14 protein-coding genes and 1 pseudogene are annotated in these 15,957 nt (G+C 74.5%); 14 read left to right on the forward strand and 1 reads right to left on the reverse strand.

Going from position 1 to position 15,957, the window contains the following annotated elements; all coding sequences use genetic code 11:
- Window positions 1-95: 95 nt before the first annotated feature.
- From ACFVUH_RS32975 to ACFVUH_RS33020, 10 genes are all read left to right on the forward strand, one after another.
- Window positions 96-896: a TIGR03936 family radical SAM-associated protein gene (locus ACFVUH_RS32975; RefSeq protein ID WP_387917162.1), complete on the forward strand. Its 801-nt coding sequence runs from the start codon at window positions 96-98 to the stop codon at window positions 894-896.
- Window positions 897-1,292: 396 nt separating this feature from the next.
- Window positions 1,293-4,880: an Rne/Rng family ribonuclease gene (locus ACFVUH_RS32980; protein ID WP_387917164.1), complete on the forward strand. Its 3,588-nt coding sequence runs from the start codon at window positions 1,293-1,295 to the stop codon at window positions 4,878-4,880.
- 219 nt (window positions 4,881-5,099) lie between these two features.
- Window positions 5,100-5,414 carry a 50S ribosomal protein L21 gene (gene rplU / locus ACFVUH_RS32985; protein WP_030309710.1) on the forward strand — a complete coding sequence of 105 codons (315 nt, stop codon included), beginning with the start codon at window positions 5,100-5,102 and terminating at the stop codon, window positions 5,412-5,414.
- Between the two features lie 12 nt (window positions 5,415-5,426).
- The gene (rpmA, locus tag ACFVUH_RS32990; RefSeq protein WP_355372266.1) at window positions 5,427-5,684 is read left to right on the forward strand and encodes a 50S ribosomal protein L27; all 258 of its coding nucleotides are present in this window, start codon (window positions 5,427-5,429) and stop codon (window positions 5,682-5,684) included.
- Between the two features lie 99 nt (window positions 5,685-5,783).
- Window positions 5,784-7,259 carry a GTPase ObgE gene (obgE, locus tag ACFVUH_RS32995; RefSeq protein WP_355372263.1) on the forward strand — a complete coding sequence of 492 codons (1,476 nt, stop codon included), beginning with the start codon at window positions 5,784-5,786 and terminating at the stop codon, window positions 7,257-7,259.
- A 226-nt stretch (window positions 7,260-7,485) separates the two neighbouring features.
- On the forward strand, window positions 7,486-8,622 hold the full coding sequence (gene proB, locus ACFVUH_RS33000; RefSeq protein ID WP_387917165.1) for a glutamate 5-kinase: 1,137 nt from the start codon (window positions 7,486-7,488) through the stop codon (window positions 8,620-8,622).
- A gap of 141 nt (window positions 8,623-8,763) precedes the next feature.
- Window positions 8,764-9,288 carry a hypothetical protein gene (locus ACFVUH_RS33005; RefSeq protein WP_355372257.1) on the forward strand — a complete coding sequence of 175 codons (525 nt, stop codon included), beginning with the start codon at window positions 8,764-8,766 and terminating at the stop codon, window positions 9,286-9,288.
- A gap of 100 nt (window positions 9,289-9,388) precedes the next feature.
- Complete coding sequence (locus tag ACFVUH_RS33010) at window positions 9,389-10,711, forward strand: glutamate-5-semialdehyde dehydrogenase (RefSeq protein WP_355372255.1); 1,323 nt, start codon at window positions 9,389-9,391, stop codon at window positions 10,709-10,711.
- A gap of 100 nt (window positions 10,712-10,811) precedes the next feature.
- A complete protein-coding gene (locus ACFVUH_RS33015; RefSeq protein WP_355372253.1) occupies window positions 10,812-11,399 on the forward strand; it encodes a hypothetical protein in 588 nt (195 codons plus the stop codon).
- A 170-nt stretch (window positions 11,400-11,569) separates the two neighbouring features.
- Window positions 11,570-12,634 (forward strand): hypothetical protein, encoded by a 1,065-nt coding sequence (locus tag ACFVUH_RS33020; protein WP_355372251.1) that lies wholly within the window; start codon window positions 11,570-11,572, stop codon window positions 12,632-12,634.
- A gap of 124 nt (window positions 12,635-12,758) precedes the next feature.
- Here ACFVUH_RS33020 and ACFVUH_RS33025 read toward each other — a convergent pair whose 3' ends face one another.
- The gene (locus ACFVUH_RS33025; protein ID WP_387917167.1) at window positions 12,759-13,877 is read right to left on the reverse strand and encodes a M48 family metallopeptidase; all 1,119 of its coding nucleotides are present in this window, start codon (window positions 13,875-13,877) and stop codon (window positions 12,759-12,761) included.
- A 265-nt stretch (window positions 13,878-14,142) separates the two neighbouring features.
- Between ACFVUH_RS33025 and ACFVUH_RS33030 the strand changes: the two genes are divergently transcribed.
- The 4 genes and pseudogenes from ACFVUH_RS33030 to ACFVUH_RS33045 form a co-directional block, all read left to right on the forward strand.
- Window positions 14,143-14,289, forward strand: coding sequence for a hypothetical protein (locus tag ACFVUH_RS33030; RefSeq protein WP_355372245.1), 147 nt, complete (start codon window positions 14,143-14,145; stop codon window positions 14,287-14,289).
- Between the two features lie 196 nt (window positions 14,290-14,485).
- Window positions 14,486-14,644 (forward strand): hypothetical protein, encoded by a 159-nt coding sequence (locus tag ACFVUH_RS33035; RefSeq protein WP_344342390.1) that lies wholly within the window; start codon window positions 14,486-14,488, stop codon window positions 14,642-14,644.
- A 97-nt stretch (window positions 14,645-14,741) separates the two neighbouring features.
- Window positions 14,742-15,374, forward strand: a complete 633-nt coding sequence (gene nadD / locus ACFVUH_RS33040; protein WP_355372243.1) for a nicotinate-nucleotide adenylyltransferase — start codon at window positions 14,742-14,744, stop codon at window positions 15,372-15,374.
- 22 nt (window positions 15,375-15,396) lie between these two features.
- Window positions 15,397-15,957 (forward strand): annotated as a pseudogene (locus ACFVUH_RS33045) (hypothetical protein); the annotation flags it as partial.

Genomic DNA, 15,957 nt, shown 5'->3' on the forward strand with positions numbered 1-15,957 from the left:
GCGGGAAAACGCCGCCGCTGTGGACGGGGACAACTGACGAAGGACTGAGCGACCTGGCACGCCGTACGCCCGACGGTCCGCCGCCCGCGCCGACGGTGCAGCGGATCCGTCTCCGCTACACCAAGCGCGGCCGGCTCCGCTTCACCAGCCACCGCGACTTCCAGCGCGCCTTCGAGCGTGCCCTGCGCCGGTCGGCGGTGCCGATGGCCTACTCGGCCGGCTTCACCCCGCATCCCAAGGTGTCCTACGCCAACGCCGCGCCGACCGGCGTGGCCAGCGAGGCGGAGTACCTGGAGATCGGGCTCGCCGCCCCCCGCGACCCGGAGGAGCTGCGCGTCCAACTGGACGAGTCGCTGCCCGGGGGCCTCGACGTGATCGACGCGGTCGAGGTGCGCACGCCCAACTTCGTGGAGCGCCTGGAGGCCTCCGAATGGCAGGTCCGGCTCGACGGCGTCGAGCCGCAGGAGGCGGGCCGCGCGATCGCGCTGTTCCTCGCCGAGGAGCGGGTCGAGGTCGAACGCCTCACCAAGAACGGTGTCCGGGTCTTCGACGCGCGCGGCGCGGTGGCGGCTCTCGAACTCCTCCCGCCGCAGGTCGTCGACGGTGCGGCCACGGCGGGTGAAGAGGCCCGCGATGTTCGGACCGGGCGTCCCTGTGCGATACTGCGCCTGGTAGTACGACACGCCACACCCGCCGTACGACCCGACGACGTGTTGTCCGGTCTCCGTGCGACGGCCGACCTGGCGCCGCCGGTCCCCGCAGAGGTGACCAGGCTGGCGCAGGGGCCGCTCGACGAGGGGACCGGCACGGTGACCGACCCGTTGGCGCTCGACCGCGCCGCGGCCCCGGCCGGCCCTGTGGCCACCGGCGAGCCGCGCGCAACCGCGTCCGCCTAGCGGGCGGAGGCCGGGTCCAGTTCCCCACTGGGCCCGCTGGTCCTCCAGGCCCCCGCGGCTCCCCAGGGGAGCGAGCGTCGTCGAAGCACAGGCCGGCCTCTTGCGGCCCGCCGACCCCGAGGGTCGGTGGGCCCGAGGACCCCGTCCGGGAGCCACCCGGGGTTGGGGAACGGCGCAGCTTGGGAAAACCTCAGAAGACTGGTCAGACCAGAAGACTTTCGACACCCCGCCGAGTGCGGGGCGCCGAGCGAGACTACGAGCCCCTGTGCGGCCTCGCGTCCGCGCGGCGGCACCGTGAAAGGGTCCGGCCCGAGCATCGTCGCGATGCCGGCCGGCCACCGGTGCCGCGCCGTGCCCGGATGCGGAGCCCGGGGGCCTGACGGGAGATCCACCCGCATGCTCGAGAACACCGATCCGCAGCAGTCTGCGGCAACGGAACAGAACGACACCGCCGCGTCCGGCGGCGAGGGCGCGTCCGCCGCGCCTCCGCGCCGGCGCCGCCGCGCGGTGTCCCGCCCGGCCGGTGCGCCGCAGGGCGCGGCCGCGGAGACCGCCGAGACGGTCATCGCCGCCGAGGAGCCGGTGCCGGCCGCCGCCGAGCCCGAGACCGCCGCCGCCGAGCCGGTCGTGGAGAAGCCGGTGCGCGCCCGCCGCACCCGCAAGCGGGCCGAGGCGCCCGCCGGTGCGCCCGAGGCCACCGCCATCGTGGTCACCGCGCCGGACGCCGACGGGACGCCGGCCGTGGCCGAGCCCGAGGCGCCGCAGAAGGCGGAGAAGGCCGACAAGACGGAGAAGGCCGAGAAGGCCGAGAAGCCCGTGCGGGCCCGCCGGACCCGCAAGAAGGCCGAGGCCGTGCCGGTCGAGGAGCCGGTGCAGGCCGTTGCCGAGCCCGAGCCGGTCGTCGAGCCGGTCGCCGCCGAGCCGGTGGCCGTCGAGGCGCCCGTCGAGGAGGCTCCGGCCGCTCCCGCGCGCCGTGCCCGCCGCCGTCGGGTGGTCGAGGCCGCCCCGGTGGTCGAGCCCGCCCCCGTCGTCGAGGAACCGGTGGCCGAGGAGCCCGAGGCCGAGGAGGCCCCGGCCGAGGAGCCGGTCGTCGAGACGCCCGCCGTCGAGCAGCCCGCGCCCGCGCCGGCCGCCGAGGCCGAGCCGCCGCAGCGGGTGCGCCGCCGCGCCGTCCGCCCGTCCACCGCGATCTTCCAGGCACCGGTCTTCCAGGAGCCCGCCCCCTACGTCGCCCCGTCCGCGCCGGCCGCCCCGCAGCCGGCCGCCGCCGAGGCGCCCGCCGCGCCGGTGGAGCGCGAGGAGCGCGAGGAGCGCGCGGAGGAGGACGAGTTCGAGTACAGCGGCGTCGGCCGCCGCCGCCGCGTCCGCACCTCGGTGCGGGTGCAGACCCCGGCGCGCTCGAAGGCCGCCAGGGGTGCCGCGAAGCCCGCCGCCGCGAAGCCGGTCGTCGAGAAGCCGGTCGTCGAGAAGCCCGTGGTCGAGGAGCCGCCCGTCGAGGCGCCCGCCGCCGTCGAGGCCCCCGTCACCGGCCCCGAGGCCGAGGACGAGTGGGAGGACGGCCGCCCGTCGCGCCGCCGTCGCCGGGGCGGCCGCCGCCGCCGTCGTGGCGAGGCCGAGGAGATCGAGGCCGAGGCGCCCGAGACGGAGCAGCCCACCGCCGAGGAGCCGGCCGACGAGGACGACGAGGACGACGACCTGGCCGCCGGCCTGTCCTCCTCGCGCCGCCGTCGCCGCCGTCGCCGCCGCAGCGGTGAGGCCGGCGCCGTCGAGACCGCCGAGACCACCGAGGACGGCGTCCGCACGGTGGTGAAGGTGCGCGAGCCGCGCCGCCGCTCCACCGAGCCGTCCTTCGACCCGGACGAGGTGCAGTCCATCAAGGGCTCCACCCGCCTGGAGGCCAAGAAGCAGCGCCGCCGCGAGGGCCGCGAGCTGGGCCGCCGCCGCGTGCCGATCATCACCGAGGCCGAGTTCCTGGCCCGCCGCGAGTCGGTCGAGCGTGTCATGGTGGTGCGCCAGAACGGCCAGCGGACCCAGATCGGCGTCCTGGAGGACGGCGTGCTCGTCGAGCACTACGTCAACAAGGAGCAGGCCACCTCGTACGTCGGCAACGTCTACCTGGGCAAGGTCCAGAACGTGCTGCCGTCCATGGAGGCCGCCTTCGTCGACATCGGCAAGGGCCGCAACGCGGTGCTGTACGCCGGCGAGGTCAACTTCGGCGCGCTCGGCGGCCACGGCGGCCCGCGCCGGATCGAGTCGGTGCTGAAGTCCGGCCAGTCCGTGCTGGTGCAGGTCTCCAAGGACCCGATCGGCCACAAGGGCGCCCGGCTGACCAGCCAGATCTCGCTGCCCGGCCGCTACCTGGTCTACGTGCCCGAGGGCTCGATGACCGGCATCTCCCGCAAGCTGCCGGAGAACGAGCGCGCCCGCCTGAAGCAGATCCTCAAGAAGATCGTCCCGGACGACGCGGGCGTCATCGTGCGCACCGCCGCCGAGGGCGCCTCCGAGGACGAGCTGACCCGCGACGTCCAGCGGCTGCAGCAGCAGTGGGAGGACATCCAGAAGAAGGCCGCGTCCGGCAACGCCCCGGCGCTGCTCTACGGCGAGCCGGACATGACCGTCCGGGTCGTGCGCGACATCTTCAACGAGGACTTCACCAAGGTCATCGTCTCCGGCAACGAGGCGTGGAACACCATCCACGACTACGTCTCCAACGTGGCCCCGGACCTCGCCGAGCGGCTCCAGCGGTGGACCTCCGAGGTGGACGTGTTCGCCACCTACCGGATCGACGAGCAGCTGATGAAGGCGCTGGACCGCAAGGTCTGGCTGCCCAGCGGCGGTTCGCTGGTGATCGACCGCACCGAGGCGATGGTCGTCATCGACGTCAACACCGGGAAGTTCGTCGGCCAGGGCGGCAACCTGGAGGAGACGGTCACCCGGAACAACATCGAGGCGGCCGAGGAGATCGTGCGCCAGCTGCGGCTGCGCGACCTCGGCGGCATCATCGTGATCGACTTCATCGACATGGTCCTGGAGTCCAACCGCGACCTGGTGCTGCGCCGCCTGCTGGAGTGCCTGGGCCGGGACCGGACCAAGCACCAGGTGGCCGAGGTCACCTCGCTGGGCCTGGTGCAGATGACCCGCAAGCGGGTCGGCCAGGGGCTGCTGGAGTCCTTCTCCGAGCCCTGCGTGCACTGCAACGGCCGCGGTGTGATCGTCCACATGGAGCAGCCGAGCGCCCACGTGCACGCCGGTGGCGGCGCGGCCGCCGTCGAGGCGGGCTCGGGCGGCGGCAAGCGCCGGCGCCGGGGCAAGGGCGGCGCGGCGCACGAGGAGCCGCAGGTCGTCGAGGCCGTGGAGACCGTGGAGGCCGTCGAGCCGGTGGAGGTCGTCGAGACCGCCCCCGAGGCGCCGGTCCGCGAGGAGATCGAGGGCCAGCTGGCGATCGAGGTGCCGGGCGTCGAGGAGGCGCCGGCCGAGGTCGAGGCCGCGGTCGTCGAGGCTCCGGTCGCCCCGGCTCCCGCCACCACGCCCAGTGGGCGGCCCCGCCGCCGGGCGGTGCGCAAGGCCACGGCCCCGGCCGGTGCGCCGGGCGAGGCGGAGATCGTGGTGCTGCAGGCCAAGGCCGAGGCGGCGCTGGAGTCGGCCCTCGCGGCCGCCGACGCCGCCGCGCAGGCCCCGGCCGAGCCGGTCGTCGCCGAGGCGGTGGCCGAGCCGGTCGTCGCCGAGGTCGTCACCGAGGCCGAGGCCGTCAGCGAGCCGGCCGCCGAGACCGCCGCCGAGCCGGCCGCGGCCGAGGAGCCCGCCGAGGAGGCTCCGGCTCCCAAGAAGCGGGCGGCCCGCAAGACCGCCGCGAAGAAGACCACCGCCGCCAAGAAGACGACGGCGGCGGCGAAGAAGACCACCGCCCGCAAGACCGCCACCAAGCGGACGAGCGCGGCGGCCAAGAAGGCGGCGGCCGCCGAGGGTGATACGGCGGCCGAGTAGTGCCCGGTCCGGGGCGGACCCCCTCCGCCCCGGACCCGTACGGGCCGGTTTGCCCCCACGGCGGCCGGTCCGTATTCTTGACCACTGGCGTGTCTACGCCATGCTCCCGAGCACATCACCTCCCGGGGCTCGCAAGAGTCCTGCGGGAGAGGTCCCCTGTGTCCGTACCCAGGTGGCTGGCATCAGGAGCTCCGACCGAGTTGGGAAAGTAGGTACCGCATGTACGCGATCGTTCGCGCAGGCGGCCGCCAGCACAAGGTCGCCGTCGGCGACGTGCTGGAGATCGACCGTATCGAGGCCAAGCCGGGTGACTCGGTGGAGCTCTCCACCATCCTGGTGGTCGACGGCGAGGCCGTCACCTCCGACCCGTGGGTGCTGGCCGGCGTCAAGGCCCACGCCGAGGTCGTCGACCAGACCAAGGGTGACAAGATCGTCATCCTGCGCTACAAGAACAAGACGGGCTACCGCCGTCGCCAGGGTCACCGCCAGCAGCACACCGCGGTGCGCATCACCAGCATCGACTCGGTCAAGTAAGGGGATAGCCAGATGGCACACAAGAAGGGCGCAAGCTCTACCCGCAACGGCCGTGACTCGAACGCCCAGCGCCTCGGCGTCAAGCGCTTCGGCGGCCAGGTCGTCTCCGCCGGCGAGATCATCGTCCGCCAGCGCGGCACCCACTTCCACCCGGGTGCCGGTGTCGGCCGCGGTGGCGACGACACCCTGTTCGCGCTGACCGCCGGTGCCGTGCAGTTCGGCACCCGCCGCGGCCGCAAGGTCGTGAACGTCGTGGCCGTCGAGGCCTGAGTCACCTGACTCACACTGAAGGGTGGGCCGGAATGATCCGGTCCACCCTTCGCGCTTTACCGCAGGCAGAACCACTTTCTTCGTATCGGAGGCACTTCCATGACCACCTTCGTGGACCGCGTCGAACTCCACGTCGCCGCGGGCAGCGGGGGCCACGGCTGCGCCTCCGTGCACCGCGAGAAGTTCAAGCCGCTCGGCGGCCCGGACGGCGGCAACGGCGGTGAGGGCGGCAGCGTCATCCTCACCGTCGACGCGCAGGTCACCACCCTGCTGGAGTACCACCACTCGCCCAAGCGCAAGGCCACCAACGGCAAGCCCGGCGCGGGCGGCCACCGCACCGGCGCCGACGGCCAGGACCTCGTCCTCGCCGTGCCGGACGGCACCGTCGTCCTCGACCGGAACGGCAACGTGCTCGCCGACCTCGTCGGCCACGGCACCAGCTTCGTCGCCTCCCAGGGCGGCCGCGGCGGCCTCGGCAACGCCGCCCTCGCCTCCGCCCGCCGCAAGGCCCCCGGCTTCGCGCTGCTCGGCGAGCCCGGCGAGGCTCGCGACATCGTCATGGAGCTCAAGTCCGTCGCCGACGTCGCCCTCGTCGGCTACCCGAGCGCCGGCAAGTCCTCGCTGATCTCGGTGCTCTCCGCCGCCAAGCCGAAGATCGCCGACTACCCGTTCACCACCCTGATCCCCAACCTCGGGGTGGTCACCGCCGGCGACACCGTCTACACCATCGCGGACGTCCCCGGCCTCATCCCCGGCGCCAGCCAGGGCAAGGGCCTCGGCCTGGAGTTCCTGCGGCACGTCGAGCGCTGCTCCGTCCTCGTGCACGTCCTGGACTGCGCCACCCTGGAGCCCGGCCGCGACCCGCTGACCGACCTGGAGACCATCGAGGCCGAACTCGCGCAGTACGGCGGCCTCGAGGACCGCCCGCGCCTGGTCGCCCTCAACAAGGTCGACGTACCGGACGGCCAGGACATCGCCGACCTCACCCGAGCCTCCCTGGAGGAGCGCGGCTACCGCGTCTTCGAGGTGTCCGCCGCCTCCCGCAAGGGCCTGCGCGAACTCAGCTTCGCCCTGGCCCAGATCGTCGCCGAGGCCCGCGCCGCCAAGCCGGTCGAGGAGTCCACGCGGATCGTGCTGCGCCCTGCGGCCGTCGACGACGCCGGCTTCACCATCACCGAGGAGGACGGCGCCTACCGCATCCGCGGCATCAAGCCCGAGCGCTGGGTCCGGCAGACCGACTTCTCCAACGACGAGGCCGTCGGCTACCTCGCCGACCGGCTGGCCCGCCTCGGCGTCGAGGAGAAGCTGTGGAAGGTCGGCGCGCAGGAGGGTGACACCGTCATCATCGGTCCCGACGAGAACGCCGTCGTCTTCGACTGGGAGCCGACCATGGCCGCCGGCGCCGAGATGCTCGGCCGCCGCGGCGAGGACCACCGCTTCGAGTCCCCGCGCCCGGCCGTCGACCGCCGCCGCGAGAAGCAGAAGGGCCGGGACGCCGCTGAGGCCGAGTACCTCGCCTTCGAGGCGCTCTCCAGCGGCCGTCAGGCCGCCGTCGAGGGCGACGACGAGGACTGACCGGCCCCGTGCCACCGGGCGGGCCCCCGCCATCCGTTCCAACGGGTGGCGGGGGCCCGCGCGTTGACGCGGCGTCCGGCGCCCGACGGCCGCCGTGGGCGCCGTCGGGCCGCCGTCCGGCCGCTGGAACGCGGTGCGGTCCGGCCGTGCCGATCGCGTAGATTGCGGGGGAAACGGCCGGGCCGGGGCCCGCCGCCAGTGCACCCACCGGAAGGGCGAAGCCGAGATGAGCGAGGACGAACTGCGGTCGGAGGTGCTGGCCGCGCGGCGCATCGTCGTCAAGGTCGGCTCCTCCTCACTCACCACGGCCGCCGGCGGCATCGACGCCGACCGGGTCGACGCCCTCGTCGACGCCCTCGCCAAGGTCCGCACCCGCCCCGACGCCCCCGAGATCGTGCTCGTCTCCTCCGGCGCCATCGCCGCCGGCCTCTCCCCGCTCGGCCTGGAGAAGCGGCCCAAGGACCTCGCCCGCCAGCAGGCCGCCGCCAGCGTCGGCCAGGGCCTGCTGATCGCCCGCTACACCGCCTCCTTCGCCCGCTACGGACTGCGCGTCGGCCAGGTCCTGCTCACCGCCGAGGACGCCAGCCGCCGCGCCCACTACCGCAACGCCTACCGCACCCTCGACCAGCTGCTCGCGATGGGCGCCATGCCGGTCGTCAACGAGAACGACACCGTCGCCACCGCCGAAATCAAGTTCGGCGACAACGACCGGCTGGCCGCCCTCGTCGCCCACCTCGTCCGCGCCGACCTGCTCGTCCTGCTCTCCGACGTCGACGGCCTCTACGACGGCGACCCCTCCCGCCCCGGCACCAGCCGGATCGCCCGGGTCGCCGGACCGCACGACCTCGACGGCATCGAGATCGGCAGCGCCGGCAAGGCCGGCGTCGGCACCGGCGGCATGGTCACCAAGGTCGAGGCCGCCCGGATCGCCACCGGCGCCGGCATCCCCGTCGTCCTCACCGCCGCCAGCCACGCCGCCGACGCGCTCGCCGGCCGCCCCACCGGCACCCTGTTCCTGCGCACCGGCAGCCGCTCCTCCGACCGGATGCTCTGGCTCGCCCACGCCAGCAGCCCGCGCGGCGCCCTGCACCTGGACGCCGGCGCCGTCACGGCCGTCGTCTCCGGCGGCGCCTCGCTGCTCCCCGCCGGGGTCACCAAGGTGGACGGCGAGTTCACCGCGGGTGATCCCGTGGACCTTCTTGCCGAAAACGGCCACATCGTGGCGCGCGGACTGGTCAACTTTGATGCGAGGGAGTTGCCCCGCCTGCTCGGCCGGTCCACCCGGGACCTGGCCCAGGAGTTCGGCGCCGCCTACGAGCGGGAGGTCGTCCACCGCGACGACCTGGTCGTCCTGCGCGGCTGACCCGCCGCCGGACCGCCGGAAGCGCGGGCGGCTCCGCACGGGGAGCACGCCCGGCCACGGGCGAGCAGGGGCGCGGTCGTACGCGCGCCGGCCGGGGCCGGCGGGTACGACGACACGACATCGCCGAACAGGAGGCCGCCGGTGGAACGCAGGCGCGAGGCAGCGCTGACCGGAGGGACCGCGGGCCGACGGCTGACCAGCATCGACGGCGGCGCGGACGACGGAGCCGCCGGGCCGGCCGGTGCGCCGCCGCAGGGACCCGGCACGGTGCACCGGCTCCGGACCGAGCGGCGCCCCGCCGCCGAACCGCCCGGCGCACCCGAGCAGGCCCGGCTCTGGCACGTGGTGCTCAGCGTCGCCGGGCCGGTCACCCCGCTGACCGAACTGCGGGCCGGTCTGGAGCGGCTGGCCTACGACCACTCGTTCTTCCTGACCGCCCGCTACGCCGCCGACCACGCCGAGATCCGCTACTGGGAGCAGGCCCGCGACCTGCACGACGCGGCGGCGATCGCGCTGCGGCTGTGGGGCGAGCACAAGGTGACGGCGAAACTGCCGCCGTGGGAGATCGTCGGCCTGGAGGTGGTGGACCGGGCGACGTACCACAAGCGCGTCGCCGAGGGCTTCGCCGGCCCGCCCCCGCAGCTGGGCGGGGTCTACCCCTACTGACGGCGGGGGCGTGCGGGGCTGGGACGGGGGAGCGGTGAAGGCCCGTCTCACCGGGCGAAACGGGCGGGGGAGGGCCAGGGCCCTCCACTACCCTGGGTGCATGAGCAGCGACCTCGCCACCGCCGACAGCCCCGTCCTCGCCGTAGCGCGCCGAGCCCGGGAGGCCGCCGCCGCACTCGCCCCGCTGCCGCGCGGCGCGAAGGACGCGGCGCTGCGGGCGGTCGCCGACGCGCTGGTCGCCCGCGCCGCCGAGATCACCGCCGCCAACGCCGAGGACGTCGAGCGCGCCCGCGCGGCCGGCACTGCCGAGTCGGTGATCGACCGGCTCACCCTCACCGAGGAGCGGATCGCCGCCATCGCCGCCGACGTCCGCGACGTGGCCGGCCTGCCCGACCCGGTCGGCGAGGTCGTGCGCGGCTACACCCTGCCCAACGGCCTGGACGTGCGGCAGGTGCGGGTCCCGCTCGGTGTCGTGGGCATCATCTACGAGGCCCGGCCCAACGTCACCGCCGACGCCGCCGCGCTCTGCCTGAAGTCCGGCAACGCCGTGCTGCTGCGCGGCTCCGCCTCCGCCTACCGCTCCAACACCGCGCTGGTCGCCGTGGTGCGCGACGCCGTCGCTGCTGCCGGGCTGCCGGCCGACGCGGTCCAGCTCGTCCCGGGCGAGAGCCGGGACTCCGTCCAGGAGCTGATGCGCGCCCGCGGCCTGGTCGACGTGCTCATCCCGCGCGGCGGCGCCTCGCTGATCCGCACCGTCGTCGAGGGCTCCACCGTGCCCGTCATCGAGACCGGCACCGGCAACTGCCACGTCTACGTGGACGCCGAGACCGACCTCGCGATGGCGGTGGGCATCCTGCTCAACTCCAAGGCCCAGCGGGTCAGCGTCTGCAACGCGGCCGAGACCCTGCTCGTCCACCAGGACGTCGCCGACGCCTTCCTGCCGCTCGCGCTGGCCGCGCTCGCCGAGGCCGGGGTCACCGTGCACGGCGACGAGGCGGTGCTCAAGGCCGCCGAGGGCTCCGCCGCCACCGTGCTGCCCGCCACCGAGGAGGACTGGGCGGCCGAGTACCTGTCGTACGACATCGCGGCCGCCGTCGTCCCCTCGCTGGACGCCGCCGTCGCCCACATCCGCCGCTGGACCTCCGGCCACACCGAGGCCATCGTCACCACCTCGCAGGCCGCCGCCCGCCGCTTCACCCAGCTCGTCGACTCGACCACGGTGGCCGTCAACGCCTCGACCCGGTTCACCGACGGCGGTGAGTTCGGCTTCGGCGCCGAGATCGGCATCTCCACCCAGAAGCTGCACGCCCGCGGCCCGATGGGCCTGCCCGAGCTGACCAGCACCAAGTACATCGTCACTGGTGACGGCCACGTCCGCGGTGAGGCGACGCCGACCGTCGGCGGCGCCGCCGACGCCGGCTGAACCCGGCCGGACCGGCCGCCGCCGGTCCGCCGTCACACGGGGGACGGACCAACTGCCCCGAGGCCCAGACAAATCGCCCGCCCGGTAATACGCTGAATCCGTGGCTGACGATGTGGGGGGCTTGCCGTACCCCGACGATGCCGACCACGGTGGTGCGGACGACGAGTTCGCCACCGTGGTCTTCGACGAGGCCTTCGTGCGGTCCGCCGCCGTGCACGAGCCGACCGCCAAGGAGCGGCAGCTCGCCGCCGCCGAGGCACGGTTCGAGCCGGACACGGCCGGGCCGGGCTGGGGCTACGACGCCCCGGCCGGGGACGGGCTGCCGCTGGAGCTGCGCCCGTACCCGAGCCGGCTCGACGACGACCACCACTATCCCGACCCGTGGTCCGGCCCGGGCCGGACCGCCGGACGCCGCTCGCGACGCCGGCGCCCGGGCGGCTTCGACCCGATCGGCGCCGACCGCGGCCGGTACGTCGCCCAGCAGCGCTGGCACCGGCCGGTGGCCTGGGTGCTCGCCGTGATCATGGGCGTGAGCCTGGTCGCGGTGGCGGTCGCGGCGATCTACCAGGGCGTGGGCGGGGCCGGCGGTGCGCCGCGCAGACCCGAGACCGGCAGCAGCAGCCCCGGGATCGACCCGCTGCCGGCGCCGGTCGAGCCGTCGCTCGTGGTCACCGCGCCGACGGGCTGACCGGCGGCGGTCCGGCGGTCCTGGGCGGTCCTGGGCCGACCGGCGTCGACGGGGCGGCGGGGCGACGCGACGGCGCGTCCCCGGGGCGGCCGTGACCGGTCACGGAGGGGTAGCGGTGAACTGCGGCAGGACCCTCGTGGCGGGGCGCGGATGCGCCTTACCCTGGTCTCATGGGTGACCCGCGCGAACCCCCGGAGGGTGCGCCCGAGGGTGGTTCCGGAAACGATGACGAGTACCGGTCCGTCGTCTTCGACGAATCGTTCGTCCGGGCTGCCCGGATCCAGGAGTTGTCGGCGCGCGAGCGGCTGTCCGGCGCGTTCGGCCGGCCCACCCGGCCGAAGGTCCGGCTGGGGCCGCTCGGCACCGTGCCCCGGCAGGCGCTGGCGCTGCTGCTGGTGATCCTGCTGGCGTTCGGGGCCGCCGTGTACTTCGGCGTCAGCTCGCCGGTCCGGCCCACCGCCCGCCCCCAGGGCAGCCAGCTGACCGTGAGCCTGGTGGCGCTCAGCCCGGCCTCGACGGTCCACGCGGTCGCCGACCCGGCCAACCCGTTCGCCGGCCTGCCGCCCGGCTACAGCGACGGCGCGGTCGGGCTGGGGACGCCGACCGGGGCGGCCAGCGGGCACTTCTCCCGGGTCGAGGTGACCAAGGCGCTGGACACCGTGCAGCGCTACCTGGTGGCGTCCTCGCTGTCGCCCGCCGTGCTGGTGCAGGGGGCGACCGCGGAGGTGAGGTCCTTCGTCACCCCCGGTGAGCAGGCCGAGTTCGACGCGAGCGTGGTCCAGCCGGTCGACGACCGGCACCACGCGCTGACCGGCTGGCTGGTCCGCTTCGACCCGGCGCAGGTCTCGCTGGCCGCGGACACCGTCAAGGTGGCCGGCGCGATGCGGATCGACGAGTCGGACAGCAGCACGCTGCGGATCACCACCGACCACACCTTCGTCTACGCGCTGAAACCGGCCGGTGCGCAGAGCGGGGCGCCGGTCACCCTGGAGACCGTGCGGCGGCAGCTCACCTTCGAGTTCGACCGGATCGACCTGGCGGCGGCGCAACTGCGGCTGGTGGACTCGGTGCTCCAGGCCGGGCCGGTGCCCTGCGACGGCTCGCTGGCGGGGGTGGTGCAGCCGGTGCTGGCGGGCACGGACGCCACGGCGCCGCCGGCCGGGCCGCAGGCGGTGGACCCGGGGAACCACGCGAAGCCGGCCTGGCAGGTGTGCGGGGTACTGGCGGGCAGCTGAGGCCGGTGGTTCGAGGCCGGTGGTTCTCGAGGCCGGTGGCGGGGCGGCACGGCGGCACGCGACCACGCCGACGGCTCCCGGCCGGGTGGCCGGGAGCCGTCGAAACGTTCCTGCGGGCTGGGCCTCAGCCGTTCTCGCCGGAGCCGCCGTCCTTGCCGCTGCCGTTGGCCCCGTTGCCGGTGGAGCTGCCGCTGCCGTTGCTGCTGCCATTGCCGCTGCTGCGCCCGGCGCCGGTGAAGGTGTCGCGGAGCTTGCCGCCGACCGAGGCCGCGCCGCCCGCGACGTCGCGGATGAGCCCCATCAGCGGGTCCTTGCTCTCCTTCACCGAGGTCGTGTAGTGCTCGGCGGCGGCCCGCCACTGCTCACCGACCGAGGTGTCCGGGTCGTCGGTGCGCCGCGGGTAGGCGCCGGCCAGGATGGAGCGGTACTCCTCGCTCTCGGCCCACTTCTTCAGCTGGGCGACCCGGACCACCGCGAACGGGTGGCTCTGCGGCAGCACCTGCAGCAGCTTGAGCACGCCGTCGCGCAGGTCGCCGGCCTTCTCGTACTCCGCGGCCTGCTCCAGGAAGGCGTCCACGTTCATCTCGGCCAGGTTGTGGCCGCCGGCCAGCTTCATCAGCGCCCGCATCGAGGCCTGCAGGTCCTGCCCGGCCAGCAGGCCGGCCCGGTCGCTGGAGAGCTCGGCCTTGCGGAACCACTCCTTGAGCGCGGTGACGATCGCCATGATCGCCAGGTTGCCGAGCGGCACCCAGGCGATCCGGGTGGCGATGTTGGTGAGGATCATCAGCATCGTCCGGTAGACGGCGTGCCCGGACATCGCGTGGCCGACCTCGTGGCCGATCACCGAGCGGAGCTCCTCCTCGTCCAGCAGCTCCACCAGGCCGCTGGTCACCACGATCACCGGCGTGTCGATGCCGATGCAGAACGCGTTGACCGTCGGGTCCTGGGTGACGTACAGGTCCGGCACCTGGTCGAGGTCGAGCACGTAGGCGGCGTCGCGGACCATGTCGTGCAGCTCCGGGAACTGCCGCTCGGAGGTCTTCACGGCGGTGGCCAGGAACATCAGCCGGATCGAGCGCTCGGAGACGAGGCCGGCGAGCCGCTTCAGCACGTCGTCGAAGCCGGTCAGCTTGCGCAGCGCGACGAGCGCGGAACGGTCCGCCGGGTGCTCCCAGGCGCGGGTGGAGATCTCCGGGAAGCGCTGGCGGCGCCGGCTCGGGGTCTTCTCGGTCGTGTCGGTCATGTGTGGGTACCTCCCTGTCGACGGCGGCCCCGGTCCCCGGCCGGCCCCCGCTGGTCTTCGCCTGCAACGACTGTCCGGACAACGTCCGCGGTTGCGTACTCGTCCCCGGCGGCGTGCCCCGAGTGGCGCGAGAGCCGTCCGGGGCGGCGCGGGCGGCGCCCGCGGGGGCGGTGGGCGCCGCCGGTGTGAGGGCGGTTTACCCTGAATGCCCGGGAGAGCCGGGCCACCTCAGGCCGCGGCACCGAGCAGTCCGAGGAGCCCGCAGATGTCCACCGCCGCCCTTGCCAGCCTGGCCGCCCCGATCTCCTCGGAGAACGGCCCCGGGCTCTTCCTGCGGATCATCGTGATCGCCTCGTTCGTCGGCGTGGGCCTGCTGGCGTGGATCCTGCTGCGGGCCGGCCGCAACAACTGACCCGGCCCGGCGGCCCGGCGGCCCGGCGTCGCCGCGGCCCCGGGGCCAGGCGTTCCGGGGCCCCGGCTCACGGCGGTTCAGCCGTGGTGGGCCGCCGAGCGGTTGCCGTGTAACCCCCCGTACGATGACGGGTGGGCCCTCACCGGCCCGCACGAACCCCCTGCCCGCCATCCGAGTCGAGAAGGTCCCGCCGACCATGAGCACTGCCGCCGCACTCCCCGTCCTGAACCTCCTCGCGAACGAGGGCGAGGGGGGCAACCACGACAGCCTCAACCCGTACCTGACGGGTGGCGCCGCGCTGTTCGTCCTGCTGGTGCTGCTCTTCGTGACCACCCGCTTCAACCGGGACCGCTGACCCGGCCGACGGTGGCCCGGGGTGCGGCACCGCCCCCGGGACGCCCGTCACCCGGCCGTTCCCGCACCGCAACGCGCGTCGCGTAAGGTGTGGCGCCATGGGAGAGCAGACCGGGAACCCCGGTGTACCGGTGCCGGAGAAGCGCCGTCTCGGCGTGATGGGCGGTACCTTCGACCCGATCCACCACGGACACCTGGTCGCCGCCAGTGAGGTCGCCAGCGCGTTCCACCTGGACGAGGTGATCTTCGTCCCCACCGGGCAGCCGTGGCAGAAGACCGACCGGCAGGTCAGCGCGGCCGAGGACCGCTACCTGATGACGGTCATCGCCACCGCGGAGAACCCGCAGTTCTCGGTCAGCCGGATCGACATCGACCGCGAGGGCCCGACGTACACCGTCGACACCCTGCGCGACCTGCACGCGCTGCACCCGGACGCCGACCTCTTCTTCATCACCGGCGCCGACGCGCTGGCCCAGATCCTCTCCTGGCGGGACTCCGACGAGCTCTTCTCGCTCGCCCACTTCATCGGGTGCACCCGGCCGGGGCACACTCTGTCGGACGCCGGGCTTCCGGTGGGCGGGGTCTCCCTGGTGGAGGTCCCGGCGCTGGCCATCTCCTCCACGGACTGCCGCAACCGGGTCGCCAAGGGCGAGCCGGTCTGGTACCTCGTCCCGGACGGCGTGGTCCGCTACATCGACAAGCGGGCGCTGTACGCGCCGCACCGGACCTGATCCCGGAGGGGCCGACCGACGGATGAGCGAGCGCAGGGGACCTCAGGGGCAGCAGCCCGGACAGCCGGACGACTGGTCGACCGGGCAGTACCAGCAGTACCAGCCCTACCAGCAGCAGGACGGCTACGAGCAGCAGCCCGGGCAGCCCGGCCAGCCCGGGCAGCCCGGCCAGTACGAGCAGCCGGGCCAGTACGAGCAGTACGACCAGTACGGCCGGCCGGTGCAGTCCGCACCCCACGGCCAGGGGCAGTACGGCTACCAGGACCAGTACCAGCAGCAGGGGTACCAGACCTCCTACGAGCCCGCGTACGAGCCCTCGTACGAGCAGCCGGGACCGTACGGGCAGCAGGTGCCGCAGGGGTACCAGCAGCAGGGCGGATACGGCTACCAGGACCAGTACCAGCAGGGGCAGCAGGGCTACCAGCAGCCGCAGCCGTACGAGCAGCCGCAGGCGTATGCGACGGCGCCGATGCCGGCCGTCGTCGAGCCGGAGCCGGCGGCGGAGCCCGCCGCGCCCGCGCCCGCGCCCGCCGTGGCGCCGCCGCGCCCCCGGGTGCCGCGCCCGGCCGCCGCAGAGCCGGCC

Source organism: Kitasatospora sp. NPDC058032 (assembly GCF_042885845.1).
Classification (GTDB): domain Bacteria; phylum Actinomycetota; class Actinomycetes; order Streptomycetales; family Streptomycetaceae; genus Kitasatospora.